Origin of the sequence: Kitasatospora sp. NBC_00070 (genome assembly GCF_045041205.1) — a bacterium.
GTDB lineage: Bacteria > Actinomycetota > Actinomycetes > Streptomycetales > Streptomycetaceae > Kitasatospora.
Genome location: NZ_CP108247.1, coordinates 5,386,761 through 5,412,771, shown reverse-complemented (window position 1 = coordinate 5,412,771; position 26,011 = coordinate 5,386,761). Strand labels below are relative to the sequence as shown.

The 26,011-nt window shown below is 71.9% G+C and carries 25 protein-coding genes; 19 read left to right on the top strand and 6 right to left on the bottom strand.

Annotated elements, in window-relative coordinates; all coding sequences use genetic code 11:
- Positions 1-50 precede the first annotated feature (50 nt).
- Both OHV05_RS24825 and malQ read right to left on the bottom strand, forming a co-directional pair.
- Positions 51-284, bottom strand: a complete 234-nt coding sequence (locus OHV05_RS24825) for a hypothetical protein (protein WP_405019614.1) — start codon at positions 282-284, stop codon at positions 51-53.
- Positions 285-305: 21 nt separating this feature from the next.
- Positions 306-2,414, bottom strand: coding sequence for a 4-alpha-glucanotransferase (gene malQ / locus OHV05_RS24820; RefSeq protein WP_405019613.1), 2,109 nt, complete (start codon positions 2,412-2,414; stop codon positions 306-308).
- Between the two features lie 284 nt (positions 2,415-2,698).
- Between malQ and OHV05_RS24815 the strand changes: the two genes are divergently transcribed.
- Positions 2,699-6,448: a beta-N-acetylglucosaminidase domain-containing protein gene (locus OHV05_RS24815; protein WP_405019612.1), complete on the top strand. Its 3,750-nt coding sequence runs from the start codon at positions 2,699-2,701 to the stop codon at positions 6,446-6,448.
- A 360-nt stretch (positions 6,449-6,808) separates the two neighbouring features.
- Here the strand turns inward: OHV05_RS24815 and OHV05_RS24810 are convergent, their stop codons facing one another.
- Positions 6,809-7,417 (bottom strand): HNH endonuclease, encoded by a 609-nt coding sequence (locus OHV05_RS24810; RefSeq protein ID WP_403035957.1) that lies wholly within the window; start codon positions 7,415-7,417, stop codon positions 6,809-6,811.
- Between the two features lie 337 nt (positions 7,418-7,754).
- On the opposite strand from OHV05_RS24810, the gene OHV05_RS24805 reads away from it, so the two are divergent.
- The 7 genes from OHV05_RS24805 (at position 7,755) to OHV05_RS24775 (ending at position 15,937) form a co-directional block, all read left to right on the top strand.
- Entirely contained in the window at positions 7,755-8,879 is a 1,125-nt protein-coding gene (locus OHV05_RS24805; RefSeq protein ID WP_405019611.1) for a mechanosensitive ion channel family protein, read from the top strand.
- A 209-nt stretch (positions 8,880-9,088) separates the two neighbouring features.
- Positions 9,089-10,276 carry an ROK family transcriptional regulator gene (locus OHV05_RS24800; RefSeq protein ID WP_405019610.1) on the top strand — a complete coding sequence of 396 codons (1,188 nt, stop codon included), beginning with the start codon at positions 9,089-9,091 and terminating at the stop codon, positions 10,274-10,276.
- Between the two features lie 92 nt (positions 10,277-10,368).
- Entirely contained in the window at positions 10,369-11,718 is a 1,350-nt protein-coding gene (locus tag OHV05_RS24795; protein WP_405019609.1) for an ABC transporter substrate-binding protein, read from the top strand.
- Positions 11,719-11,725: 7 nt separating this feature from the next.
- The gene (locus OHV05_RS24790) at positions 11,726-12,685 is read left to right on the top strand and encodes a carbohydrate ABC transporter permease (RefSeq protein ID WP_403035947.1); all 960 of its coding nucleotides are present in this window, start codon (positions 11,726-11,728) and stop codon (positions 12,683-12,685) included.
- 4 nt (positions 12,686-12,689) lie between these two features.
- Positions 12,690-13,574 carry a carbohydrate ABC transporter permease gene (locus tag OHV05_RS24785; RefSeq protein WP_405019608.1) on the top strand — a complete coding sequence of 295 codons (885 nt, stop codon included), beginning with the start codon at positions 12,690-12,692 and terminating at the stop codon, positions 13,572-13,574.
- 8 nt (positions 13,575-13,582) lie between these two features.
- Positions 13,583-14,863: a 6-phospho-beta-glucosidase gene (locus OHV05_RS24780; protein ID WP_405021534.1), complete on the top strand. Its 1,281-nt coding sequence runs from the start codon at positions 13,583-13,585 to the stop codon at positions 14,861-14,863.
- 54 nt (positions 14,864-14,917) lie between these two features.
- Complete coding sequence (locus tag OHV05_RS24775; RefSeq protein ID WP_405019607.1) at positions 14,918-15,937, top strand: N-acetylglucosamine kinase; 1,020 nt, start codon at positions 14,918-14,920, stop codon at positions 15,935-15,937.
- 230 nt (positions 15,938-16,167) lie between these two features.
- Here the strand turns inward: OHV05_RS24775 and OHV05_RS24770 are convergent, their stop codons facing one another.
- Positions 16,168-17,112 (bottom strand): GlxA family transcriptional regulator, encoded by a 945-nt coding sequence (locus tag OHV05_RS24770; protein ID WP_405019606.1) that lies wholly within the window; start codon positions 17,110-17,112, stop codon positions 16,168-16,170.
- Positions 17,113-17,183: 71 nt separating this feature from the next.
- On the opposite strand from OHV05_RS24770, the gene OHV05_RS24765 reads away from it, so the two are divergent.
- Together OHV05_RS24765 and OHV05_RS24760 are read left to right on the top strand one after the other, a co-directional pair.
- Positions 17,184-17,669 carry an isochorismatase family protein gene (locus OHV05_RS24765; RefSeq protein ID WP_405019605.1) on the top strand — a complete coding sequence of 162 codons (486 nt, stop codon included), beginning with the start codon at positions 17,184-17,186 and terminating at the stop codon, positions 17,667-17,669.
- Positions 17,618-19,069 carry a recombinase family protein gene (locus OHV05_RS24760; RefSeq protein WP_405019604.1) on the top strand — a complete coding sequence of 484 codons (1,452 nt, stop codon included), beginning with the start codon at positions 17,618-17,620 and terminating at the stop codon, positions 19,067-19,069. The genes OHV05_RS24765 and OHV05_RS24760 overlap by 52 nt, the downstream gene beginning before the upstream one ends.
- On the opposite strand, the gene OHV05_RS24755 is transcribed toward OHV05_RS24760, so the two are convergent.
- On the bottom strand, positions 19,066-19,575 hold the full coding sequence (locus OHV05_RS24755; RefSeq protein WP_405019603.1) for a hypothetical protein: 510 nt from the start codon (positions 19,573-19,575) through the stop codon (positions 19,066-19,068). The genes OHV05_RS24760 and OHV05_RS24755 overlap by 4 nt on opposite strands.
- Before the next feature lie 2 nt (positions 19,576-19,577).
- On the bottom strand, positions 19,578-20,039 hold the full coding sequence (locus tag OHV05_RS24750) for a helix-turn-helix domain-containing protein (RefSeq protein WP_405019602.1): 462 nt from the start codon (positions 20,037-20,039) through the stop codon (positions 19,578-19,580).
- A 235-nt stretch (positions 20,040-20,274) separates the two neighbouring features.
- Here OHV05_RS24750 and OHV05_RS24745 point away from each other — a divergent pair, with 235 nt between their 5' ends.
- The 9 genes from OHV05_RS24745 (at position 20,275) to OHV05_RS24705 (ending at position 26,008) form a co-directional block, all read left to right on the top strand.
- Entirely contained in the window at positions 20,275-20,490 is a 216-nt protein-coding gene (locus tag OHV05_RS24745; protein WP_405019601.1) for a helix-turn-helix domain-containing protein, read from the top strand.
- On the top strand, positions 20,487-20,648 hold the full coding sequence (locus tag OHV05_RS24740) for a hypothetical protein (RefSeq protein WP_405019600.1): 162 nt from the start codon (positions 20,487-20,489) through the stop codon (positions 20,646-20,648). Before OHV05_RS24745 ends, OHV05_RS24740 begins: the two co-directional genes overlap by 4 nt.
- Positions 20,649-20,737: 89 nt before the next feature.
- Positions 20,738-20,920, top strand: coding sequence for a hypothetical protein (locus tag OHV05_RS24735; protein ID WP_405019599.1), 183 nt, complete (start codon positions 20,738-20,740; stop codon positions 20,918-20,920).
- Complete coding sequence (locus OHV05_RS24730; RefSeq protein WP_405019598.1) at positions 20,917-21,240, top strand: hypothetical protein; 324 nt, start codon at positions 20,917-20,919, stop codon at positions 21,238-21,240. The genes OHV05_RS24735 and OHV05_RS24730 overlap by 4 nt, the downstream gene beginning before the upstream one ends.
- Entirely contained in the window at positions 21,237-21,437 is a 201-nt protein-coding gene (locus OHV05_RS24725) for a hypothetical protein (protein ID WP_405019597.1), read from the top strand. Before OHV05_RS24730 ends, OHV05_RS24725 begins: the two co-directional genes overlap by 4 nt.
- Positions 21,437-21,805, top strand: coding sequence for a hypothetical protein (locus OHV05_RS24720; protein ID WP_405019596.1), 369 nt, complete (start codon positions 21,437-21,439; stop codon positions 21,803-21,805). Before OHV05_RS24725 ends, OHV05_RS24720 begins: the two co-directional genes overlap by 1 nt.
- Positions 21,802-22,593, top strand: coding sequence for a hypothetical protein (locus OHV05_RS24715; protein ID WP_405019595.1), 792 nt, complete (start codon positions 21,802-21,804; stop codon positions 22,591-22,593). The genes OHV05_RS24720 and OHV05_RS24715 overlap by 4 nt, the downstream gene beginning before the upstream one ends.
- The gene (locus OHV05_RS24710; RefSeq protein ID WP_405019594.1) at positions 22,590-23,387 is read left to right on the top strand and encodes a hypothetical protein; all 798 of its coding nucleotides are present in this window, start codon (positions 22,590-22,592) and stop codon (positions 23,385-23,387) included. Before OHV05_RS24715 ends, OHV05_RS24710 begins: the two co-directional genes overlap by 4 nt.
- A 92-nt stretch (positions 23,388-23,479) precedes the next feature.
- On the top strand, positions 23,480-26,008 hold the full coding sequence (locus OHV05_RS24705) for a phage/plasmid primase, P4 family (protein WP_405019593.1): 2,529 nt from the start codon (positions 23,480-23,482) through the stop codon (positions 26,006-26,008).
- Positions 26,009-26,011 lie beyond the last annotated feature (3 nt).

The following is a 26,011-nucleotide window of genomic DNA, read 5'->3' as shown; positions in this document are numbered from 1 at the left end:
TGTCGGTGGCGCGCGCCGTCGGCGGGTCCGGCGCGCGTGCCGTCAGCGGGTCAGCTCTTCTTGCCCTTGCCGAGCGAGGGGAGCATGACCAGGCCGGCGATGATCGCGAACAGCACCAGCGGGGCCGCCACGTACAGGGCCAGGGTGTCGACGGTGCTCAGGCCCTTGCCCGGGTCGTCGCCGTCGTCCCGGGTGGCCGCCAGGGCGGCGGGCGACGTCATCAGCATCATCAGCGTCGCCACCGCGGAGACCGCGCCGACTCGCAAAGCGTTCCTCTTGTCCACGTTTCCCAAGGTACCGGCCGCCTACCGATCGGCGCTCCCCGGGGTCCGCCTTCCGAGCAGCGCGCCGAGCCGCGCGGTCCCCTCCGCCGCGGCCAGCGCCTCCAGGGTGACGGGGCGTCCGGTCCGGTCGGCCACCGGCAGCCGCCAGTTGGGGTACTGGTCCCAGGTGCCGGGCAGGTTCTGCGGGCGCGGGTCGCCGACCGTGTCGGGCAGCCAGACCCCGACCAGCTCGGCGGGGGTGGCCAGCAGGAAGGCGTACAGCGCCTCCGCGGTCAGCTCGGCGCCCTCGGGCAGCAGGCCGGCCCGGGTCAGTTCGGTCCGCCAGTCGGTGAGTTCGGCGGCCGCCTCGGCCTGCTCCTCGGCCAGCGGACGGGCCAGCAGGCCGAGCCGGTGCCGCAGCTCGACGTGCTCGCCGGAGAGCCGGGCCGCGGTGCTCGGCAGGTCGTGGGTGGTCAGGGTGGCCAGGCAGGCCGCCCGCCAGCGCTCCGGTGGCAGGACCGCGCCGTCCGCCCGCCAGTCCCGCTCGAACCAGAGCACCGAGGTGCCGAGCACCCCACGCGCCGTCAGCTCCTCCCGCACGCCCGGCTCCACCGTGCCCAGGTCCTCGCCGATCACGTACCCGCCGGCCCGGTGCGCCTCCAGCGCCAGCACCCCGAGCATCGCCTCCGCGTCGTAGCGGACGTACGCGCCCTGGGTCGGCGGGTGCCCGGCCGGCACCCACCAGAGCCGGAACAGGCCCATCACGTGGTCGATCCGGAGCGCCCCGGTGTGCCGCAGCGCGGCCCGCAGCAGCTCCGCGTACGGGGCGTACCCGGCGGCGGCCAGCGCGTCCGGGCGCCAGGGCGGCAGGCCCCAGTCCTGGCCGTGCGCGTTGAAGGCGTCCGGCGGGGCGCCCACCGAGATGCCCTCGGCCAGCACCTCCTGGAGCACCCAGGCGTCCGCGCCGTCCGGGTGCGCGCCGACCGCCAGGTCGTGGATCAGGCCGACCGGCATCCCGGCCTCCTTGGCGGCCTGCTGGGCGGTGCCGAGCTGCTGGTCCGTCAGCCAGGCCAGCCAGCGGTGGAACTCCACCCGCTCGGCCAGGTCCTGGGCGGCCTTGGTGACGTGCGGGCTGTCCGGGTGGCGCAGGCCCTTGGGCCACTGCCGCCAGTTGTCGCCGTGCTGCTCGGCCAGCGCGGACCAGACCGCGTACTGCTCCAGCCAGCGGCCCTCCCGCTCGACGAACGCCCGGTACGCCGCCTCCCGGCCGGGGCCGCGGGGCACCCGGTGCAGGATCTCCAGCGCCTCCAGCTTGACCGCGCGCACCGCGTCCCGGTCCACCAGCCCGTCGTGGGCCAGCACCTCCTGGCTCAACCTCCGCCCACGCTCAGGCAGTTCACCCAGGTCGGCGTAGGCGTACTCGGCCACCGCCTCGACCCGCAGGTGCACCGGGTCGGCGAACCGGCGGGAGGACGGGCGGTACGGCGACGGGTCGGACGGCGCCCCGGGCAGCGCCACGTGCAGCGGGTTGATCTGCAGGAAGCCCGCCCCCAGCCCGTGCCCGGCCCACTGCGCCAGCTCGGCCAGGTCGCCGAGGTCGCCCATCCCCCAGGACCGCTCCGAGAGCACCGAGTAGAGCTGGGCCAGGAATCCCCAGGACCGCTGCCCGAGCTCCGGCAGCCGCTGCGGCGCCACGATCAACGGGGCCGACTCGTCCCGGTCGCCGATCCGGGCCGTCAGCCGGTGCCGGCCGAGCGGGAGGTCGGCCGGCAGCCAGTGCGAACGCCCCGCCGGCAGGCTCCAGGTCCCGCCGTCCTCCAGCTCCACGGCCAGCCGCGCCTCGGCCGGCACGTCCAACGCCGTCCGCCGCCCGGCCCGGACCACCAGGCACGGCGGCAGCAACCGGGCCGCCTGCTCCGCCCGGTGCCGCTCGATCGCGTCCCGCACCGCCGCCGGGCTCCCCGCGTCCACCCCCAGCGTGGCCAGCACCGCCACCAAGGTGTGCGGCGCCACCGGCACCGGCCCCGAGCCCGGGTCGTACGTACTGTCCACCCCGTGCGCGTGGGCCAGCGCCACCAGCTCGGGAGACGGCGGCGGATCCTCGGCGGGGGCCTGCGGACTGCCGGTTGCACGATCGAGGTATGCGGCCACTCTTGGGCTCCTGCGGGTCAGTGAAGCCGTACGGGACTCCCCAGTCCTACCCGCGCCCACCCCGCCCGACCCCGGCGCCCGCGCGGCGGAGTCACCCGAACGGAGGTGTCGCCGCCCCGCGCGGCGGTACGCGCACCGAATCCACACATAGGGGATTTTCCGGCATAACGGGCAATCCGTGCATGGGCGTTGACACCCGCACGGCTTGCTGATGGGCTGTGGCGCGGGGGCTTGGACCGGACGTTTTTCAGGTTGAGGAGGGTCCTGTGCAGGCTCGGGTGTCAGTGGCTGCCGGACGGCGGCTCAGGCAGCAGATCGAGCAGAGCGCGGCCCTCCGTGAGGTGCTCTGGCACCCGGCCGCACTGGCCGCCCGGCGGGCCACGGCGCGGACGGCCCGGCAGTTGGCGCCCAAGGTGGCGGACCGGCTGATCGCGGATCTCAAGGGCACCGAACCGCTGCTCGCGTCGGTCCGGGCCGAGCGTCGGCAGGGCCCGCGACGGGCCGCGCTGCAGCTGGCCGCGACGCTCTCGGCGGCCGCCGTGGTCGGCGGTCTGATGGTCGGGATCCCGGGTGCGGCCTACGCCGGGACGCCGCTCGGACGGACCGTCAGCAGTGCTCCCCGGACGCCGCTCGGCACGCTGGCCGACCCGCAGGTGTACCCCAGGCCGCAGCAGCTGACCACCGTCGGCCGCCCGGTCAGCGTGCCGCCCACGGTCAACCTGGTGAGCGCGGACCAGGCCGACGGGCCCGCCCTGGACGCGGTCCGGGAGCTGCTCGGGACGGCCGGGGCGACCCTGGTCACCTCGCTGCCCGACCTGCCGGCCGAGCCGGCCCCGGGCAGCCTGACGGTGTACGTCGGCGGGCCCACCGAGGCGGCCGGCGGGGCGGTCGACCGGGCCCTGCGCGGCCTCGCGACGGCGACCGGGCAGCAGCTCTCGTTCGACGAACTGCCCGCCGGGGGCTACCTGCTGGCGGCCGGCCAGCTGCCGACCACCGGCGGCACGTACGGCGCGGTGGTGCTGGCCGGGGTGGACGCCGCCGGGACGTTCAACGCCGCGCAGAGCCTGCGGCAGCTGCTGGCGCCCGTCCAGCCCGGCCAGGGGCAGGGCGCGGGCGCGCTCGGCTTCCCGGGCGTGGCGGTCCGGGACTGGCCGAGTGGCGCGACCGTCCGGGGCATCGCCGAGTCCTTCCAGGGCACCCCCTGGAGCGCCGAACAGCGGCTGGCCCAGGTCGACTTCCTCGGCCGGACCAAGCAGAACTTCTACCTCTACGCGCCCGGCGGCGACCCGTACCGGCTGTCCCGCTGGCGCGACGCCTACCCCGAGCCGCAGGCCGCCGAGCTGCGCGAACTGGCCGACCGGGCCCGGCAGAACCACGTCACCCTCGGCTACTCGATCGACCCCGGCCAGTCGTTCTGCTACAGCTCCGCCAAGGACCTGGACGCCCTGCTGGGCAAGCTGGACGGGCTGCGGAAGCTGGGTTTCGAGGCGTTCCAGCTGGAGTTCCTGGACGTCAGCTACGACGAGTGGCACTGCTCCACCGACCGCCGCAGCTTCGGCACCGGCCCCGAGGCGGCCGGCCGGGCGCAGGCCGCCCTGGTCGGCAAGGTCAGGGAGCGGCTGACCAAGGGGAGGATCCCGCTCACGGTGGTCCCGACGGACTACCAGAAGGCGGCCGCCTCGCCGTACCGGACCGCACTGGCCGCCGGGCTGCCGAAGGACGTCCAACTGGCCTGGAGCGGTGGGTCGGTGATCCCGGCGAAGATCACGGGTGGTCAGTTCGCCGAGGCCGCAAAGAGCGTCGGGCACCCGCTGGTCACGCTGGACGGCTACCCCGTCAACGACTCCGCCCCGGACCGGCTCTTCCTCGGTGCCTACCAGGGGCGCGACCCCGAACTGGCCACCGGTTCGGCCGCACTGGTCACCGCCGCGATGACCCAGCCGGTGCTGTCCCGGATCCCGCTGGCCACTGCCGCCGACTTCGCCTGGAACCCGGCCGGCTACCGGCCCGCCGAGTCCTGGCGGTCCGCGCTCCGGCCGCTGGCCGGCACCGACGCCGGCCTGGCCGCGGTCACCGCGCTGGCGGGCAACAGCACCTCCTCCCCACTGGCCCGGGCCGAGTCCGGCTACCTGACCCCGCTGGCCGAACGGTTCTGGGCGGCCGTGGAGCCGACCGGCGGCAGCACGCCCGACCCGGCCCGGCTGGCCGAGGCCGCCGCCCCGCTGCGGGACGCCTTCGCCACCATGGCGGGTGCCCGGCAGGCGCTGGCCGCCGAGGCGCTGGGCGCGGAGGCCGACCCCTGGCTCACCCAGCTCGCCGGATACGGCCGGGCCGGGGTGGCGGCGGTCGACATGCTGCTGGCCCAGCGCGGCGGCGACGGCACGGCGGCCTGGCAGCACCGGGTCACCCTGCGCAGCGAGCGCGACCAGCTGGCCCAGGGCGGCGCGGTGGTCGGCGCCGGTGTGCTGGACCCGTTCCTGGACCGGGCCGCGAAGGCCGCCGACAGCTGGTCCGGGGTCCGGGCCGGGGCGATCGGCGCGACCACCACGCTGGGCACCGCGCACGACCACCGGCCCGCCCTGATGACCGACGACTCCGCCGACACCTTCTACTGGACCTCCGCCCCGCCGCAGCCCGGCGACGCGATCGGCCTCGACCTCGGCTCCGGCCGCCCGCTGGGCACCGTCACGGTGCTGATGGGCAGTTGGGGCGACGGTCCGGACGCCCGCAGCGCGTCGGGCGACTTCCTGCACGAGGGCGTGCTCGAGTACACCACCGGCGAGGGCGGCTGGAAGGAACTGACCAAGGTCCGCGGCCGCCAGGACATCACCGCGACGGCGCCCGCCGGGGTGGTGGCCAAGGCCGTCCGACTGCGGGCCACCAGCGGCCAGAAGACGGCCGTCGCGGTCCGCGAGTTCAGCATCGCGGCCCCCGGCGAGACCCCGGCCTCCGTGACCGGCGGTCCGGTCGCCGCCCCCGGCTCCTCGGCCGCCGCCGTCCTGGACGGCAACCCGGACACCGCCTACCGGGCCGCCAGCGCCCCCGGCAGCAACGACGCCCCGCTCACCGTCGAACTCGGCGCACCCCGGCCGCTGGACCGGGTCACCGTGCTCACCGACCCGACCGTCCGGGCCACCGGCACGGTGGAGGTCCAGCAGGCCGACGGCAGTTGGGCGACGATCGGCGCCGTCCGCCCCGGCTGGAACGAGCTGCCCGCCCAGGGCCGCCCGGTCGGCGCGATCCGGCTGAGCTGGGCCCCCGGCGGCGAGCCGCCGGTGGTGAACCAGATCATCCCCTGGTACGCCGACACCCCCGCCGCGCGGCTCGGCCTGGCCTCCCCCGTGCTGGACGTGATCGTCGGCGCCACCGCGCCCGCGCAGACCAGGGCCGTGGTCGAGTCCGGCCGCCCCGACGTGATCACCGGCGAACTGAAGGCCGAGGTCCCGTTGGTGGCCAAGGGCCTGACGGTCGCTCCGGTGCCCGCCCTGGCGGTCCCGCGCGGCGGCCGGGTGGCCGCCCCGCTCCAGGTCACCGCAGCGGCCGGGACGCCCACCGGCACGTACCTGGTCCCGGTCGCCTTCACGGCCGGCGGGCTGACGGTCCGCCAGGTGCTCCAGGTCCGGGTGGTCCCGCCGACCACCGGGCCCGACCTGGCACCCGGCGCGGTCGCCTCGTCCTCCGGGGACGACTCCGCCAAGACGCCCGCCTCCGCCGTGAACGACCGCGACCCGAAGACCCGGTGGACCGCCCCCGCCAAGGACGACGCCTGGGTCCAGCTCCGGCTCCCGGCCGCCACCCGGCTGGGCTCGGCGGTGCTCACCTGGCAACCCGCCTACGCCTCCGCCTACCGGCTGGAGACCTCCCCCGACGGCGTGCACTGGACCACCGCGGCCACCGTCGAGGACGGCCGGGGCGGCACCGAGACCCTCCGCTTCGACGCCCCCGACACCCAGTACCTCCGCCTCCAGGGCCTCACCCGGGCCACCCCGTACGGCTACTCCCTCACCGCCCTCGAGCTCTACGCCGCGGGCTAGGCCGGCGCCCGAGGGGCTGGGGCTGCACTCTAGGCAGGGCGTTCAGTTGCACTACCCAGGGGCTCGGGGCTCTGCTGATCTGCGGCTCCGCCGCGTGGGCGAGGAGATCTGGCGTGCGGGTCACTGCGAAAGTGCCTGACCGCCTACGCAACGGTGACCTTTTCGGAGGCCGGCGTCGCAGTTCCCCGAGCCCCTGGTGGCTGAACCTGGAACGCTGAGCCTCGAGCCCCTGGACCGTAGCGGGCTGAGCACCTGCCAAAGGCTGAGCGTCAGCGAAAATGCGGCGGGCCGCCGGCACTCCCGGAGGGGGTGGCGGCGGCCCATGAGGCGTACCGAGGATTGGCTGGCAGGCCCTGTCTGTCAGGCGGAGAGCGGTTCGTGCTCGCCGCGGTGGGTCCGTCCGTGCGGGGCCGGGAAGGTGGCGCCGTGGTCGGGATGGTCGTGGTGCTCGTACTCGCGGAACTGTTCGGTCGCGCCGTACGGCTCCAGGTAGGGCCGCCAGCGCGGGTCCTTGATGCCGGTGCCGATGATGCGCCAGGCCAGGCCGCTGGGCGGGGCGGGGGGACGTTTCATCCGCCAGCCGAGGTCGGCGAGATGGCGGTCGGCCTTGGTGTGGTTGCAGCGGCGGCAGGCCGCCACCACGTTGTCCCACCGGTGCTGGCCACCCCTGCTGCGCGGGATGACGTGGTCGACGCTGGTTGCGGCGGCCCCGCAGTAGACGCAACGGCCCTGATCGCGGGCGAACAGGGCGCGGCGGGTGAGCGGGACGGGCCCGCAGAAGGGGACCCGGACGAAGCGGGTCAGTCGGACGACGGACGGCGCCGAGACGGCGCTGGTGGCGCTGTGCAGAGTGATTCCGGAATCCTCCAGGCTGACCGCCTTGTGGTTGAGGACCAGGATGAGAGCGCGGCGCATCGAGACGACACCGAGTGGTTCGTACGACGCGTTGAGGACCAGGACATGCGGCACGGAGGCCTCCTTGGACGCCTGCGGCGCGTGGCTCGCGCCGGGACGAGCGGGTGACCGCGCGGGGTTGTCCGCCCGACGCGATCTCCACCAGTGTCGCCTTACGCCGTTGTAGGGCGCCACCAATCCTGCGAAACGGAGCCGATGTGGGTTCCGTCATATCCGATATGCCCAGCAGGTGGCCACGATGCACCATTCGTCGCTGGTAACCGGCCCCTTCGGCCCATTCCGGGAGCCTGACGGGTCGTCCGTCCGGGTGGTGCGCGACGCTAGGGTGGCAGTTCGTCCTGATCAGTGACCCGCAGGCGGTCAGTGGTCCCCAGCAGGAAGGACTCCGCTCGTGTCCAGCTCCGGCGCTTTCGGCCTCCTCGCCGACGCCTCGTCCACGCCCTCCCCTTCGTCGGGGCCGTCCGACGATCCGCTGTCCAGGCTGCCGACCTCCCCGTCCGAGGCGGCCGAGGCGACCAGACAGGCCGCGGGCTGGTTGAGCAGCAGTTGGCAGGGCTGGCTGGAGAACGGTCTGCGGATCCTGCTGATCATGGTGCTGGCCCTGGTGCTGCGGGCCGTGCTGCAGAAGCTGATCAGCAAGTTCATAGCCCGGATGGTGCGGCCCTCGGAGAGCGAGGCCGAGCTCGGCCGGTTCGGCGGGCTGCTGGCGAACAGCGGGGTGGTGAACACCGAGCGGCGGCAGCAGCGGTCGGCGGCGATAGGTTCGGTGCTGCGCAGCGTCACCTCGTTCACCATTCTGGGTACCGCCGGGCTGATGGTGCTCTCCGCCCTCGGGGTGAATCTGGCCCCGCTGCTGGCCAGTGCCGGTGTGGCCGGTGTGGCGATCGGTTTCGGCGCGCGGAACCTGGTGACCGATTTCCTGTCCGGGGTCTTCATGATCATGGAGGACCAGTACGGCGTCGGCGACGAGATCGACACCGGCGTGGCCACCGGCACGGTGCTGGAGGTCGGCCTGCGGGTGACCAAGCTGCGCGGGGCGAACGGCGAGATCTGGTACATCCGCAACGGCGAGGTGAAGCGGATCGCCAACATGAGCCAGGGGTGGGCGACCGCCTCGGTGGACGTCCAGGTCGGTTACAAGGAGGACCTGGTCCGGGTCGAGGAGCTGATCAAGGAGACCGCGGAACAGCTGGCCAAGGAGACCCCGTACGACGAGCTGATCTGGGGTCAGGTCAAGGTGCTCGGGGTGGAGTCGGTGGCCTTCGACTCGGTGGTGCTGCGGGTCGAGGCGCGCACCTCGCCGGGCAAGGCGCTGCTGGTGGCGCGCACCCTGCGGCAGCGGTTGAAGGCGGCCTTCGACGAGGTGGGCGTGAAGCTCAAGGAGGACGCGCCGGCCGCCGTCACGGTGGCGGCGCCGACCGTCGAGGCGGCCGCCGGCGTGGCCGCGGCACCGGCCGACCCGATCCCCGTCGCCACCCAGACCAGCAAGCCGATCCCGGCCCAGCCCGGCGAGTAGCGGCCGACCCGGAACCCCGCCCCCGGCCTCGGGGGCGGGGTTCCGCGCTGTCCGCACGTAACGCTTCGGCATCCTCCCGAGGGGGGCCCATTGACACTCTCGCACCCTGCGCCATACCGTCCTTCTCAGCGATTGGAAAGTTTCCTAACTATTCACGGAGCGCCACCCCGACCAGCACGCCCGGGTGGTGAGAGGGGAGGATCTGGGCTGTGACCGACAACACCCGTACCCCCATCGCCGGTACCCCCAGCCTGCTCCGGGCGATCAACGACCGGGCGGCGCTCGAGCTGCTGCTCGCGCACGGTCCGCTCTCGCGGACCCAGATCGGCAGCCTGACCGGGCTCTCCAAGCCCACCGCGTCCCAGCTGCTCGGCCGGCTGGAGAGCGCCGGGCTGGTCCTGCCGGTCGGCACCACGGCCGGCGGCCCCGGCCCGAACGCCCAGCTGTACCAGGTCAATCCGGCCGCCGGATACGTCGCCGGGCTGGACGTGACGACCACCCACGTCCGTACCGCCGTCGCCGACATCACCGGCAGCACGCTGGCCGAGGCGATCACCCCCACCAAGGGCTGGCCCGCCGCCGAGACCGTGCAGCGGACCGCCGAGGCGCTGGCCGCGACCGTCCGGGAGGCCGGGCTGACGCCGGGCGACCTGCGCGGGATCGTGGTCGGGGTGCCCGGTGCGCTCGACCCGGTGAGCGGCAAGCTGCGGTACGCCGCGCACCTGCCTGGGTGGCACTCGCCCAGGCTGCTGGCCGACCTGGAGGCCGCCTTCGGCGCCCCGGTCACCATCGAGAACGACGTGAACCTGGCCGCCGTGGCGGAGCAGGCCTTCGGCTCCGCGCAGGGCAGCGAGGACTTCGTGCTGCTCTGGGCCGAGGAGGGCCTCGGCGCCGCGATCGTGCTGGCCGGGCGGCTGCACCGGGGCTTCACCGGCGGCGCGGGCGAGGTCGGCTACATGCCGGTGCCCGGCGCCCCGGTGGTGCACAACGTCCGGCGCAAGAACTCCGGCGGCTTCCAGGAGCTGGCCGGTGCCGAGGCGGTGCTGTCGCTGGCCCGACGGTACGGCCTCGGCGGCACCACCACCGAGGCGGCCGTGGCCGGCGCACTGGAGACCCCGGGCGCCGGTGACGAGTTCCTCGACGAACTGGCCGAGCGGCTGGCGATCGGGCTCGCCTCGATCGTCGCCGTGGTCGACCCCGAACTGGTGGTGCTCTCCGGCGGTACCGCCACCGCCGGGGGCGACCGGCTGCGCGGGTCGGTCCAGGACGCGCTGGCCCGGATCTCGATCCCCCGGCCCGAGGTCCGCAGCAGCTCCGTCCCCGGTTCTCCCGTCCTGCACGGCGCCCTGCAACGCGCCCTCACCTCGGCCCGTGAGTCGGTGTTCTCCACCCACTGACCGCGACCGCCGCCATGACCCACCGTCACCTTCTCGCCCGTCCACCGCCCGTGCGATTCCGCCTGCCCCCACAGTCCCAGGAGGACCCTCCGATGCTTTCCGCCCGCAGACCGTCCCGCCTGCTCGCCGCCGCCACCGGCGGCGCCGTCCTGGCACTGCTCGCCACCGCCTGCACCGGCACCAACGCCGAGGGCGGCCAGGACGACTCGGCCGCCGGCAAGGACGTGACCATCACGTTCTGGCACGGCTGGAGCCAGGACAGCGAGACCAAGGCGATCGAGGACAACGTGGCCGCCTTCGAGAAGGCGCACCCGAACATCCACGTCAAGATCGTGTCGCGGATCGAGGACGACAAGAGCGAGCAGGCGCTGCGGGCCGGCGGCCCGGACGCACCGGACGTGGTCTCCTCGTTCACCACCGACAACGTCGGCAAGTTCTGTTCGGCCAAGGTCTGGGCCGACCTCAACCCGTTCCTCAAGAAGGACGGCATCGACCCGGCCAAGACCTTCCCGGGCGCGATGCTCAAGTACACCCAGTTCGAGGGCAACCAGTGCTCGCTGCCGCTGCTCGGCGACGCGTACGGCCTGTACTACAACAAGACCGCCTTCGCGGCCGCCGGGATCACCGCGCCGCCGAAGACCTTCAGCGAGTTCGAGGCGGCCGCGGCCAAGCTGACCGTCGCCGAGGGCGACGGCTTCAAGCAGCTCGGCTTCATGCCGAACTACCACGGCTACGAGAGCAGCATCGCGCACCTGCTGGGTCAGTACGGCCCGACGTACTTCGACAGCGCGGGCAAGTCCACCCTCGCCACCGACCCCAAGGTGAGCGCGATGATGGAGTGGCAGAAGGGCCTGGTCGGCAAGCTCGGCGGCTTCGAGAAGCTGGAGAAGTACCGGACCGGCTTCGGCGACGAGTTCAGCGCCAAGAACCCCTTCCACACCGGCCAGGTCGCGATGTCGATGGACGGCGAGTGGCGGACCGCCGCCCTGGCCGAGGAGAAGCTGCCGTTCGAGTGGGCCACCGCGCCGTTCCCGGTGCCGGACGACCAGGCCGCCACGTACGGCCGCGGTTACCAGACCGGCACCATCATCGGCATCGCCCGGGGCAGCCAGAAGCAGACCGCCGCCTGGGAGCTGGTGAAGTACCTGACCACCAACACGGACGCCGTGGTGAGCTTCGCCAACGCGATCCACAACGTGCCGAGCACCTTCGAGGCGCTCGACTCGCCGAAGCTGACCACCGACCCGAACTTCCGGACCTTCATCGACATCGCCAAGAACCCGAACTCCGGCACCACCCCGGCCAGCCTGAACGGCGGTGCCTACCAGGTGAGCCTGCAGAACCTCGGCTTCGACTACGAGTCCGGCAAGCAGACCGACCTCAAGGCCGGGCTCGCCGCCACGGCCAAGGAGATCGACGCGGCCGTCACCCAGGCCAAGTGACCCGGCCATGGCACTTGTCGGTACCTCGATCCCGGCGGCACTGAAGCGCAAGCGCCGCCGGGAGGCGCTCCGGACGCTCGCCTTCCTCTCCCCCTGGCTGATCGGCTTCGCGGTCTTCTTCGCCTACCCGCTGCTCTCCACCGCCTACTTCTCCTTCATGCGGTACGACGGCTTCAACGCACCGACCTTCCGGGGCCTGCAGAACTGGAGCTACGTCCTCAACGACTACCCGTCGTTCTGGCAGGGCCTGGGGAACACCCTCTGGCTGGTGGTCGTGATGGTCACCCTGCGGGTCGCCTTCGGGCTCGGCATCGGGCTGCTGATCACCAAGGTGAAGACCGGCGCGGGCCTCCTCCGCACCCTGTTCTACCTGCCCTACCTGGCTCCGCCGGTGGCCGCGACGATCGCCTTCGCGTTCCTGCTCAACCCCGGCACCGGCCCGGTCAACGCCCTGCTCGGCGACCTCGGGCTGCCGACGCCGGGCTGGTTCACCGACCCGGACTGGTCCAAGCCGGCCCTCACCATGCTGGCGATGTGGGGCATCGGCGACCTGATGGTGATCTTCATGGCCGCCCTGCTGGACGTCCCCAGGGAGCAGTACGAGGCAGCCGAGCTGGACGGGGCGGGCCCGCTCCAGAAGTTCCGCTTCGTCACCATGCCGAACATCGCGCCGATCGTGCTGTTCGCCGTGGTCACCGGCGTGATCCAGACCATGCAGTACTACACCCAGGCGATCGTGGCCGGGAAGGTGGCCAGCGGCGTGATCGGCGGCTCCGGCCAGCAGTTCGAGCCCGGCTACCCGAACGGCTCGACCTGGACCCTGCCGCAGATGGTCTACAACCTGGGCTTCCAGCAGTCCAACTACGGCTCCGCCTGCGTGGTCGCGCTGATCCTGTTCGTGATCTCGATGGCCTTCACGTCGCTGCTGCTGCGCCGTAGGTCGGGTCTGCTGGCGAGTGAGGACTGAACCCATGACCGCAACCATCTCCCTTCCGCTCACCCGCGGGAGCGCCGCCGCCAAGGTGGCCCGCCGCCGGGCCGCGCTGCACTGGGTGGCCGTGCACTCGCTGGCCATCGCCGCCGCGCTGTTCTTCGTGCTGCCGTTCGTCTTCGTCTTCCTCACCTCGGTGATGACCGACCGTCAGGCGATCACCGCCGACCTGTGGCCGCACACCTGGCAGTGGGACAACTTCGTCAAGGTCTGGCAGACCGAGGGCTTCCTCACCTGGTGGCGCAACACCCTGCTGTACGCGGGCCTGGGCACCGTGCTGACCGTGGTCTCCAGCCTGCCGGTGGCCTACGCGATGGCCAAGTTCCGCTTCCGCGGCCGGAATCTGGCACTGATGGCGGTGATCTCGATGATGATGCTGCCGCCCCAGGTGGTCATCATCCCGATGTACCTGTTCTGGGCCAAGCAGCTGCACCTGACCGGCACGCTCTGGCCGTTGATCATCCCGATGGCCTTCGGCGACGCGTTCTCGATCTTCCTGCTCCGGCAGTTCCTGCTGACGGTGCCCAAGGAGTACATCGAGGCGGCCCGGATCGACGGCTGCGGCGAGTTCCGCACCCTGCTCAAGGTCGTCGTCCCGATGGCGAAGCCCGCGATCGCCGCCGTCGCGCTGTTCCAGTTCTTCTACTGCTGGAACGACTACTTCGGCCCGCAGATCTACGCCAGCAACAACCAGGAAGCCTGGACGCTGAGTTACGGCCTGGCCTCGTTCAAGGCCGCGCACCACACCAACTGGAACCTCACCATGGCGGCCACGCTGCTGGTGATGGCGCCGGTGATCATTCTCTTCTTCTTCGCACAGAAGGCCTTCATCGAAGGCGTGACACTGACAGGGGTCAAGGGCTGATGTCCGCACTGAAGTTGGCAATCGTCGGCGGCGGTTCCACCTACACACCCGAGCTGATCGACGGTTTCGCCCGGCTCCGCGACACTCTGCCGATCGGCGAGCTGGTGCTGATCGACCCGGCCGCCGAGCGGCTGGAGCTGATCGGCGGGCTGGCCCGGCGGATCTTCGCCAAGCAGGGCCACGGCGCGGTGGTCACCACCACGACCGACGTGAGCGCCGGGGTGCAGGGCGCCGACGCCGTGCTGCTCCAGCTCCGGGTCGGCGGGCAGGCCGCCCGCAACCAGGACGAGACCTGGCCGCTGGAGTGCGGCTGCGTCGGCCAGGAGACCACCGGCGCGGGCGGGTTGGCCAAGGCGCTGCGCACCGTCCCGGTGGTGTTGGAGATCGCCGAGCAGGTCCGCCGGGCCAACCCGGACGCCTGGATCGTCGACTTCACCAACCCGGTCGGCATCGTCACCCGGGCCCTGCAGACCGCCGGGCACAAGGCGGTCGGCCTGTGCAACGTGGCGATCGGCTTCCAGCGCAAGTTCGCCGCCCACCTGGGCGTCGCACCGGAGCTGGTCCGGCTGGACCACGTCGGGCTGAACCACCTGACCTGGGAGCGCGGGGTCACCCTGCTGGAGACGCCGGACGCCGCCACCGGCCGCGAGGTGCTGCCGGAGCTGCTGGCCGGCTTCGGCCAGGAGATCTCCGAGGACCTGCACCTGCCGCTGCCGGTGATCCGGCGGCTCGGCGTGGTGCCCTCCTACTACCTCCGCTACTTCTACCAGCACGACCAGGTGGTCGAGGAGCTGAAGGTCCAGGGCTCCCGGGCGGCCAAGGTCGCGGCGATCGAGCAGGAACTGCTCACCATGTACGCCGACCCCACCCTGGACACCAAGCCGGAGCTGCTCGGCCAGCGCGGCGGCGCCTTCTACTCCGAGGCCGCCGTCCAGCTGATCGCCTCGCTGCTCGGCACCGACGGCGGCACCAGCGTGCAGGTGGTCAACACCCGCAACGACGGCGTGCTCCCCTTCCTGCCGGACGACGCGGTTATCGAGGTGCCCGCCGAGGTGGACGCGAACGGCGTCCGGCCGCTGCCGCAGCGCCCGGTCGAGCCGCTGTACGCCGGCCTGATCGCCTCGGTCACCGCGTACGAGCAGCTCGCCCTGGAGGCGGCCCTCAAGGGTGGCCGGGACCGGGTCTTCGACGCCCTGCTGGCCCACCCGCTGGTCGGGCAGATCGAGCTCGCCGACCAGCTGACGGACCGTCTGCTCGCGCACAACGGAGCCCACCTGCCGTGGGCGTGAGCAACTTCTCCTTTCCCGGCCGGGACGGTCGGGGTGTTTATGAGCGGGGTCCTGATGCAGCAGCTTGAGCAACTCCCCGGCGTCCTCGCCATCGACGCCGGTAACAGCAAGACCGACGTCGCGCTGGTCGGCGCGGACGGCAGCGTGCTCGGTCACGCCCGGGGCGGCGGCTTCCAGCCGCAGACCGTCGGCGCCGAGGCGGCGATCGCCGGGCTGGCACCGCTGGTGAACTCGGTGGCCGCCCAGGCCGGACTGGACCCGACGGCCGGTGTGCTGGTCTCGTTCGTCAGCGCCTGCCTCGCCAACGCCGACCTGCCGGTCGAGGAGGACGCCCTGCTGGCCGCCCTCACCGCCCGCGGCTGGGGCGTCGGCAACGCCGTCGCCAACGACACCTTCGGCCTGCTGCGGGCCGGTACCGACGGCCCGCGCGGCGTCGCGGTGGTCTGCGGCGCCGGGATCAACTGCGCCGGCCTGCTGCCCGACGGGCGCACCGCCCGCTTCCTCGCCCTCGGCAAGCTCAGCGGCGACTGGGGCGGCGGGGCCGGGCTGGCCGGCGCCGCGATGTGGCACGCCGTCCGGGCCGAGGACGGCCGGGGCGGCCCGACCGCCCTGTCCACCGCGATCGCCGCGCACTTCGGCCTGCCGTCCGCCACCGCCCTGGCCGAGGAGATCCACCTCGGCCGGGTGCCGGGCGCCCGGCTGCACGAGCTGGTGCCGGTGCTGTTCGCCGCCGCCGACACCGGGGACGAGACGGCGCTGGCGCTGATCGACCGTCAGGCCGACGAGATCGTCCGGCTCGCGGTGGTCGCGCTCGGCCGGCTCGACCTGCTCGGCGAGGCCGCACCGGTGGTGCTGGGCGGTGGCGTCCTGGCGTCCCGGCAGCCTTTGCTGCTCGACAACGTCACCGCGCGGTTGGCCCTGGCGGCACCGTTGGCGGAGGCCCGGGTCGTGGTGGCGCCGCCGGTGCTCGGCGCCGCACTGCTCGGCCTCGACCAGCTGGGCGGCGATCCCGTCGCCCAGCGCCGCCTGCGGGACTCCTACCCGACCACGGCCGCAGTGGGAGCGCTCCGCTGAACCCTGGCTCTTGCAGGGCGTTCAGTTGCACTACCCAGGGGCTCGGGGCTCTGCTGATCTGCGGCTCCGCCGCGCGGGCGAGGAGATCTGGCGTGCGGGTCACTGCGAAAGTCCCTGACCACCTACGCAACGATCACCTTGTACGAGGCCGGCGTCGCCCACGCGGCGGAGCCGCACATCAGCAGAGCCCCGAGCCCCTGACCGTAGAGCTGAAGCACCTGCCAAGAGCGCTAGCGCCAGGTGCGGCGGTAGTCGCGGGGGGCGACGCCGACGCGGCGGGTGAAGGCGGGACGCAGCGACACCGCGGAGGCGAACCCGCAGCGGACGGCGATCTCGTCGACCGGGAGGTCGGTCTCCTCCAGCAGGCGTTGGGCGGCCAGGACGCGTTGTTCGGAGAGCCAGCGCAGCGGGGGGACGCCCGTCGCTTCGGTGAAGCGGCGGGCGAAGGACCGTTCGGACATGGTCGCGAGGCGGGCCAACTCCCGTACCGTCCAAGGGTGTTCGAGGGCTCCGAGGATCGTGCTGCGGAGGCCGGAGAGCGGGTCGTCGGCGGTGGCGTCCGGGACCGGGGTGGGGATGAACTGGGCCTGGCCGCCCGAGCGGAACGGGGCGGTGACCATCGCCCGGGCGATCGCGGCGGCCGCCTGCTGGCCGTGCGCCGCCCGGACCAGGTGCAGGCAGAGGTCGATCCCGGCGGCCACCCCGGCCGAGGTCCAGATCAGGCCGTCGCCGGTGAACAGCACCTCGGGGTCGACCCGGACGGCCGGGTGACGGCGGGCCAGGTCCGCGGCCAGGTGCCAGTGCGTGGTGGCCCGGCGGCCGTCCAGCAGGCCCGCGTCGGCGAGCAGGAAGGCGCCCGCGCAGAGCGAGGCGATGGGTATCCCGGCGGCGTGCACCGCGCGCAGTGCGGCCAGCACGTCGTCCGGGGCCCGGACGGTGGGTTCCTGCACGCCCGGCACCAGCACCAGGTCGCAGTCCAGCAGCGCCTCGAGACCGGCGTCCGGTACGCGTTCCAGGCCGCCGCCGAACCGGACCCGGCTGTCCGCCGGGCCGCAGACCCGCAGCTCGAACGGCGGGTACCCGAGCCGGCTCCGCCGGTCGGACCACACCTCGCCGATCACCGCGAAGTCGAAGGCCCGCACGCCGTCCAGGATCAGGCACCCCACCGTCTTCATGGCAGGAATCTATCGGTCACCGGCGGTCCGCCCGCTCACCCCCGGACGGCCGCCGCGGACAGCATGGGGGCATGACGAACACCAGCGCTTTCGACGCCCCCCTGACCATCGCCCCCGACGCCGTACTGATCGTGATCGACGTCCAACAGGGCTTCGAGGACGAGGCGTTCTGGGGGCCCCGGGACAACCCGGAGGCCGAGCTGCGGATCGGCGAGCTGCTCGACGCGTGGCAGCGCACCGACCGTCCGGTGGTCGTGGTGCAGCACCAGGGGGCCCGCAGCCCGCTCGCCCCCGGCACCCCCGGCTACGAGCTCAAGCCCGTGGTGGCCGGGGCGCGCGCCGACCTGTACATCACGAAGACCGTGAACAGCGCGTTCTACGGCACCCCCGACCTGCACGCCTGGCTGCAGGAGCGCGGCGCCACCCAGCTGGTGACGGTCGGCATCATGACCAACGTGTGCAACGAGACCTTCCGAAAGGCAGCATTGGGGGCTAGCCTCGATGCATGGCAATCACCACCCTGCCCCGATACGCCCGAGGCCCCCAGGTACGCCTGAGGGCCTTTCTCTATGCCCGTGCCAGCCGTGACCCCAAGAAGCGCGCGCGTAGCACTGAGAGTCAGATGGTGGAGAACCGCCGCGAATGCGCCGACAACGACTGGGACAACGCAGGGGAGTTCGTCGACAACGACCGCTCTGCCAGTCGGCACGCCAAGAAGGCTCGCGACGATTATGCCGAAATGGTCCGCCGCGTCCGCGCTGGCGAAGGTGACATCATCGTTGCCTGGGAGTCGAGTCGGCTCCAGCGCGACCTGGAGGTCTACGTCCGCCTGCGCAACCTGTGCCACGAGACCGGGTGCCTACTCTCGTACAACGGCACCGTGTACGACATGTCGAAAAGGACCGACCGCAAGAACACGGCGCTCGATGCGATCCAGTCCGAGGATGAAGCCGAGGCCATCCGCGATCGGAACCTCCGTACTGTCCGCCTCAACGCCGAGACGGGCAAGCCTCATGGGCGGATTCTGTATGGCTACTCACGTCGCTACGACTCCGCCACCGGCGAGCTGATCGACCAGGTCCCCCATCCCGAACAGGCGCCTATCGTCCGGCGGATCTACGCAGACTTCGTCGGCGGCCTGACGGCCTACACCATCGCCAAGAACCTGCGGGCCGAAGGGATCAAGACTGCGACTAACAAGGAGTGGTCGGACACTGGCGTCATCGCCCTCTTGAGGCGGGCCAGCTACAACGGCCGTCGGATCCATCAGGGTGTTGATATCGGCGAAGCGAGCTGGCCTGGCTTGGTTAGCAGCCTGACGTGGCACAGGGCTCAGGCCATCCTCCAGGACCCGAAGAGGCCGTCGATGCACGACACTGCGGCCAAGTACCTACAGTCCGGCATTGCAGCCTGCGGCGTGTGCGGGGGAACGATCCGGACCGTCGCCAATGACGTCTACCCGAGCTACATCTGCGACGAGAAGTACTGTGCGGCGATCCGCATCGACGTCATGGACGCCTTCGTCGAGGAGCGGCTGGTGAGCTGGCTGTCCAAGCCCGAGTCGGCGGAGGTGTTCCGTATCGCCGCGCTGGATGATGACCTGGAAGCGGCGCTGGCAGAACACGCCGAGCTGGATGGTGAACTGAAGGCGGCCCGGTCGGCGGCGAAGGCCGGCCGTCTGACCGTCGCATCGCTCATCGCGGTCGAGGCTGGCCTGCTCCCTCAGCTCGCCGCAGTCGACGAGCGGCTGAGGATCAAGACCGTGACTCCCCTGCTGGAGGGTCTGCTCGGCCAGCCCGATGCGGATGAGCGCTGGAACGGCCTCCTGCTTGAGCAGCAACGAACAGTTCTGCGGGCAGTCGCCACGATTCAGCTCAACCCGGCCGAGGGGCGCGGCAACCCACGCCTCTATCCCGGCCGCATCGTCGTCAGGCTCGGTCCCAAGGGCGCCAGTTAGTCGTCGACTGCGGCGCGGGCGCTGACCTCGGGGGCCTGGCGGATCGGCAGACGGAAGACCGTAGCCGTCGGTGGCTCAGCCACATCGAGCGCTCCGCTGATGGCTGCCTCGGCTCCGAGCCGGTAGGCGCGAGAGGTGAGCTCGAATCGCTCTTCCTCAAACGTCTGCCGAAGCGATCGGCACTCCCTGTCTATGGCTTCTCTGGTGAGCGCCGCGTTCGCGACCAGATCCTTGCGGATGCGTTCGCGTTCCGCGACTACGCCGGCCTCGGCAGCGAGGTAGCCCTCCAGCTGCTGGTGGAGTGCTCGTCGTTCGGCCGACGTGTCCCGGAGCTGCCGGAGCAGGATGATCAGGCAGGTGACCATGGCGGCGACCATGAGTGCCGCCGCACCAACCACTGCAAGTCCGATGTTGTCGCTGGCCGCTCCGACCACCATCAGGATGGTCCCGAAGAGTACGCCCGTTCCCGCTGCCACAACTGACTTGCCTGACTGCACGTTCGTCACCCCTACGCCTCGGCCGCCGCACCTCCAGACCCCTCGTGACGCCGCGCCAACTGCTGACGCTTCAGGCGACTGACCATCGCAAGGAACATCTCCCGGTCGACCGGGTCCGTGATGCCCAGATCATCAGCTGCGTCGCGTGGGGTAATAGGTCGGGATCGTACTGCTGTTTCAGGCCAGCTGTGCATGGATTCGGCCGAAAAGATGCCAGATCGTACGAGCAGCTCTCGCAGATCGACACCGAGTGCGCGGGCAAGACCCTCGAAGTTCTCGGGATCCGGCGCCCGCTCCCCCGAGAGCAGTCTGCTGATGGTCGACAGGCTGACTCCGGCATCACGTGCCAGCTTCGTCTTCCCTCCCCCTCGGGGGCCGTCGATGTCGTAGCCGGCCTTGCGCGCGGCGCTGGTGACGTATTCGGCGAAGGCGCGGAGTCTCGCCGCGCGATCCGGCCGTGGGTTGTTATCCATGCACCGGAGGTTAGCTTGCCAGCAAGCACCATGGCACATGCTTGTCAGTTGACAAGCTCCCAGGTCAGGCGCTTTCGGTCAGGTTCACACCATCAACCACGGACTATGAACGCCAGTTCGAAGGCACCTTGACCAAAACTTCACGCCCTATCTTGCTTGCCAGCAAGCACGCTAAGGACTATTGTTCTTGTCAGAAGGCAAGCAACCCTCCTGACAAGAGACGAGGTGACACCACGTGCCGCAGTACCGGTTCGACGCCAAGAGGTTCCTCAAGGCGGCGGCCTCCAGGGGCGACATCACTGGGTACGCCATCGCCCAGCGCACGGGCCTCACCGAGGGGACCGTGTCCCGAATCATCAAGGGCCACCGGCAGCCCAAGTTCGAGTCCGCCGCCCTGCTGGCCCGCACCTACGGCGCCCGACTGGACGACTTCGTCTACGAGGCGGCATGACCCGCGACCAGCGACTGAGCATCCTCGGCCCGGCGGGCATGGCGATTGCTCGCCTCGACGCCGCCGCGGATGAACCGCCGTCGCCCGAGCAGATCGAACAGCTCCGTCGCGTCTTCGCCGCATCTGGCCGAAAGTCGCCGATGCCGAAGGCCGCCTGACCCACCCCGTGGGGCGGGCCCTCACCCGGTGGCCGCCGGACGAGAGCCCTACAGCCCCCGCCCCCCAACTTCCCAAGGAGGCAAGCACCGTGAGCAACAACCCTACCGAATACGCCATCAAGGCTCGTCCGGGCGTCTACATCTGCCCGCCCCCGCACCTCGTCCCCGGGACGCCCGAGGCCGCGATCGCCGACTGGAGCCCCGCCACGCAGGAGCTCGCCGACGACCGCCAGGCCCGCGAGCGCATCGCCCGGATCGGGGGTGCGCGATGAGCGACAAGCCCGAGCACAACGCCCTGGTGGCGTTCGCCGCCCTGACCGCCCTGCTGGCCAAGCACCCGGAGTTGGCGACCGTGCCCGTGTATTGGTCGTACGACCGGATCGGCATCCACGTGACGCTGCCGTCGAGGGTGACCGACCTGGTGGTGTTCGAGCAGGTTGCGGCCGCGTTCGGCGCCAGTACCAGCTGCAGCGGGCCCATGAAGCGCGACGGCATCTTCATTGAGGCGCACTACCTCAACGCCGAGCTGGCGGGCGTCCCGGTACATGGCAGTGCCCACCTGGTGGTCGAACAGGGCGGCGGTGCCCGATGAGCACCGTCGCGGCCTACATCGCCGTCGGGTTCGTGTCCGTCGCCGTCTCGGAGATGCTCGCCGCCCTGTGGCGCGGCCTGCGCCGGGTCCTGGCCCGCCGCCAGGACGGCCCGAAGTGCCCGTGCGGCTGCGGCAACCCGCCCAGCCAGCACAACCGGCCCCGCTTCCCCCGCCAGCGCACCCCGCAGGAGAACTGATGCTGAACTTGCTCGCCAGGCTGATCGCCCGCCGCCGGGATGCCGGACTTGCCGCCGAGAACGCTGACCTGCGCAACCGTCTCGCCGAGGTGCGGTTCGACAACCTGCGGTACGCCCAGCGCGCCGTCGCTGCCGACCGACGAGGCAACGAGGCCCAGCGCGCACTGGCGCAGTTCCGGGCCGGCATCGCCGAGGCGCACGCCGCCCTCGCCGCGGACAACAAGCGACTGCGGGACTGCGGCCTCCTCGCCGCCGCCGACCTGATCGAACACAACATCAACGGCACCGGGCTCGACTTCGCCGACGCCGAGGACGCGGCCGCGCACCTCCGCCGGGTCGCCGCCAAGACCGAGGTCGCCGCGCGATGATCGCCACGGGGTCGGACGAGCAGGCACGGCAAGTCGCTGAGCTGCTCGGGCAGTTCATCATCAACGCCGCCAACCACTCGCCGAGATCCCTGCAGACCGCCATCGGCCCGTCCGAGATCGGCGACCCGTGCGAGCGCAAGCTCTCGTACAAGGTCCTCGACTGGCCGGTGGCGCCCGGCGAGCAGGACCCCATCGCGCCCGTCATCGGCACCGGGTTCCACGCCTGGATGGAGGAGCAGTTCACCGCTCGCAACACGGCGGGCCGCTACAAGATCGAGGAGAAGGTCACCGTCCGGGACAGCCCGGTCGAGGCCGCCCGCGTCCGCGGCTCCAGCGACCTGTACGACCGGACCACCCGCACCAACTACGACTGGAAGCTCGTCGGCGTCAGCTCCCTCGACAAGTACCGGCGCGGCGGGCCCGGCGAGCAGTACCGCATCCAGGCCCACCTGTACGGCCTCGGCCAGGAGAACGCCGGCGAGCCGGTCGAGCGCGTCGCCATCGTCTTCGTCGGCCGGTACCACGAGCTCCGCATCCACGTCTGGTGGGAGCGCTACGACCGGCAGGTAGCTCTCGACGCGCTCGCCCGCCTCGACCGCATCCGCCAGCGCGTCCTTGACCTCGACCCCGAGGCCAACCCCGCCGCCTGGTCCGAGATCCCGATGGACCCGAAGGCCAAGTGCCGGTTCTGCGACTGGCTCCTGCCCGGCAGCACCGACCTCTCCAAGGGCTGCCCCGGCATCGCCAGCCTCAGCACCCGCACCGGCTTCGAGGGACTGACCGGATGACCACCGCCGGGCCCGTCCACTGCGCGATCTGCCGCCATCCGACCTTCCCCAAGGGCGGCCGCCACCAGCGCTGGACGTACCACTGCCGCGAGGCGGGGTGCCCCTGCGCCACCACGAACTGCCGGCCCACCGACCGGCCCATCCCCAAGGAGAACGCCAGCATGAGCACCCCGCAGTCTGCCGACGCCTACCTCATGGGCGGGGGCGGCGCGCCCACCGCGAAGTTCCCGACGCCCGCCACCCGCGTCGAGGGCTTCATCACCGAGAAGCCCTCGGTCCAGCAGCAGCGCGACCCGGCGGACGGCAAGCCGAAGTTCTGGACCGACGGCAACCCCATGATGCAGCTGGTCGTCACCGTCCAGACTGTCCTGCGCGACCCGGCCATCCAGGACGACGACGGCCGCCGCAGGATCTTCGTCAAGGGCCAGATGAAGAACGCCATCCAGGACGCGGTGAAGCTGGTCGGCGGCGCCGGGCTGGAGGTCGGCGGCTATCTCGCCGTCACCTACACCCACGACGGCCAGAAGACCAACAACGCCTTCAACGCGCCGAAGCAGTACCGCGCGGAGTACACCCTGCCGGCCACCGCCGAGCTGCAGCAGCCCGCACCCGCCGCGGCCGTCCCGCAGCAGGCGTACGCCGCACCCGCACCGCAGCCGCTCCCCGTCGTCCCCGGCCTGACAGCCCAGCAGGTGGCCGCCGCCCAGGCTGACCCGGCCCAGGCCGCCCTGCTCGCCCAGCTCCAGGCCCAGCAGGGCGCCCCGGTCGCGCCGGTGGCCACCCCGCCGTTCTAGTCCCGGCCCAGCTCCGCCCGCCGCCGCAGCGTCCCCCCTGCGCGGCGGCGGGCGGCACCAACCACCCTCATGCCACGGACCCAGGAGCACAGTTGAGCACCACGCCACCGCCGGACACGCTCACCGCAGCGCTCGCCTGGCACGCCGCCGGGGCCAGCGTCGTCCGGGTGGCCCTCGACGGCACCAAGCGCCCCGTGGGCGGCTGGAAGGCCGCCCTGAGCGTCCGCGCCACCGAGGACCAGCTCCGCTCGTGGTTCAGCTCCGGCTACCCCGGTCTCGGCATCGTCATGGGCGCCGTCAGCGGCAACCTGGAGATGCTGGAGTTCGAAGGCACCGCCGTCGAGGCCGGCATGCCGCAGGCGTTCAACGAGATCGCCTCCGCGTCCGGCCTCGGCGAGACCTGGGACGCCGTCAAGTCCGGCTACTGCGAGCGCACCCCGTCCGGCGGCTACCACCTGATCTACCGCGTCACCGGCGGCTCCGTCCTCGGCAACACCAAGCTCGCCCGGGGCGCTGACAAGGCCGTCCAGATGGAGACCCGGGGCGAGGGCGGCCAGTCGGTCGTCGCCCCCTCGCACGGCCCGGTGCACGCCAGCGGCCAGCCGTGGTCGATGCTCGCCGGCAGCCCGGGCGCCATCGCCACCATCGAGGCCGAGCACCGCGACGCCCTGTTCGACATCGCCCGCATGCTCGACCAGACCCCCGCCAAGCCCGAACCCGCGCCTGTCCCGGCCCAGCGCCCGCCCGGCGGCCAGCAGTTCACCGACGGCGGCATCAAGCCGGGCGACGACTTCGAGGCCCGCACCGACTGGGCCGACATCCTAGGGCCGCACGGCTGGGAGCTCGTGCACACCTCCGGCCGGACCTCCTACTGGCGCCGCCCCGGCAAGAGCATCGGCGTCTCCGCCACCACCGGCCACGACCCGGCGCGGGACCGGCTGTTCGTCTTCACCTCCAGCACCGAGTTCGAGCAGGAGAAGCCGTACAACAAGTTCGGCGCGTACGCCCTGCTGGAGCACCGAGGCGACCACTCCGCCGCCGCGAAGGAGCTCCGGCGGCGCGGCTACGGCGAGCGCCCCCGGCACCTGCGGACCGTCCCTCCGGCGCCGTCGGCCGCTCGCGCCGCCGAGCATGCCACGGCCGGCGCCATGGCGCTCAAGACCCAGGCGCCGACGTCCTCCTGGACCGAGCCGACCGAGTCGCGCATCCTGCTTCCGGTCCCGATGCCGCCCCGCACCTGGGACGACCTCGGCAATGCCCAGCGGGTCGTCGACCGGTACGGCACCGAGGTCCGGTGGATCACCGACACCGAGCAGTGGGCCGTCTACGAGGCGGGCCGCTGGAACCTGCGCGGCGCCAATACCGCCATGTGGACCCGCGTCGTCTCCACGGTCGACCACCTGGCGGACGAGGCCGACAACTACTCCGAGGAGCCGCCGGACCTCAGCCGGATCGAGAAGCCGACGAAGGCCGACAAGCGGACCGAGCGCGAGAACTTCGAGATCTTCGCCAAGCAGCAGCGCATGCGCCCCAAGCTGGCCGCCGCGCGCGAGATCCTCCAGGCCCACCCGGCCGTGCACTGCCTGATGAACGACTTCGACCGGCACGAGATGCTGCTCAACGTCGCCAACGGGATCATCGACCTGACGACCGGCCAGATCCTGCCGCACGACCGATCGCTGTGCCTCATGCAGCAGTCGCCCATCCGCTTCGACCCCGCCGCACGGGCGCCCCAGTGGATGAAGTTCCTCGCCTCGGTCATGCCCGACGAGGAGCGCCGGGCCTACCTTGCCCGCGTCGTCGGCTACACCCTCACCGGCTCCACCCGCGAGCAGGTGATGTTCATCCACCACGGCGACGGCCAGAACGGCAAGGGCGTCTTCATCAGGGTCCTGATGGCCCTGCTCGGCGACTACGCACAGACCGTCCCCCGCTCCACCCTGCTGGCCAAGCAGGGCGAGGGCATCCCCAACGACGTCGCCCGCATGATGGGCAAGCGCTTGCTGTCCACCACGGAGACCAGCGCGGGCAAGAAGCTGGACGACGAGCTGGTGAAGCAGCTGACCGGCCAGGACACCGTCAGCGCCCGGTACATGAGGGCCGAGTTCTTCGAGTTCGAGCCGGTCGGCAAGATCCACCTGGCCACCAACTACCTGCCGCACGTCGGCGGCGGCCACGGAATCGCGCGTCGGCTCCAGGACATCGGATGGGACGTCACCATCCCGCCCGAGAGCCGGGTGGCGGACCTCGACAAGAAGATCATCGCGACCGAGGCTGCCGGCATCCTCAACTGGGCGATCGGCGGCTGTCAGGACTGGCAGCAGCAGGGCCTCGCGGTCCCGGAGGCCGTGCGGGTCAAAACGCAGGAGCACCTCACCTCGTCCAGCCCTCTGGCCATGTGGATGAGCGAAGAGGTCTCCGAGGTGGCCACTTCCGTGGTCGAGACCCGGCTGGTGTACGCCAACTACAAGCTCTGGTCGGAGAACTCGGGCATGCGCCCCATGTCCCTGCGCGCCTTCTCGCTCGCGATGAAGGAGCAGGGCATCGCCGTCGGCCAGGACCCGCGGACCCGGCGCTCGACGATCACCGGCCTCCGACTGAACGGCTGGAACGGGTCATGAGCC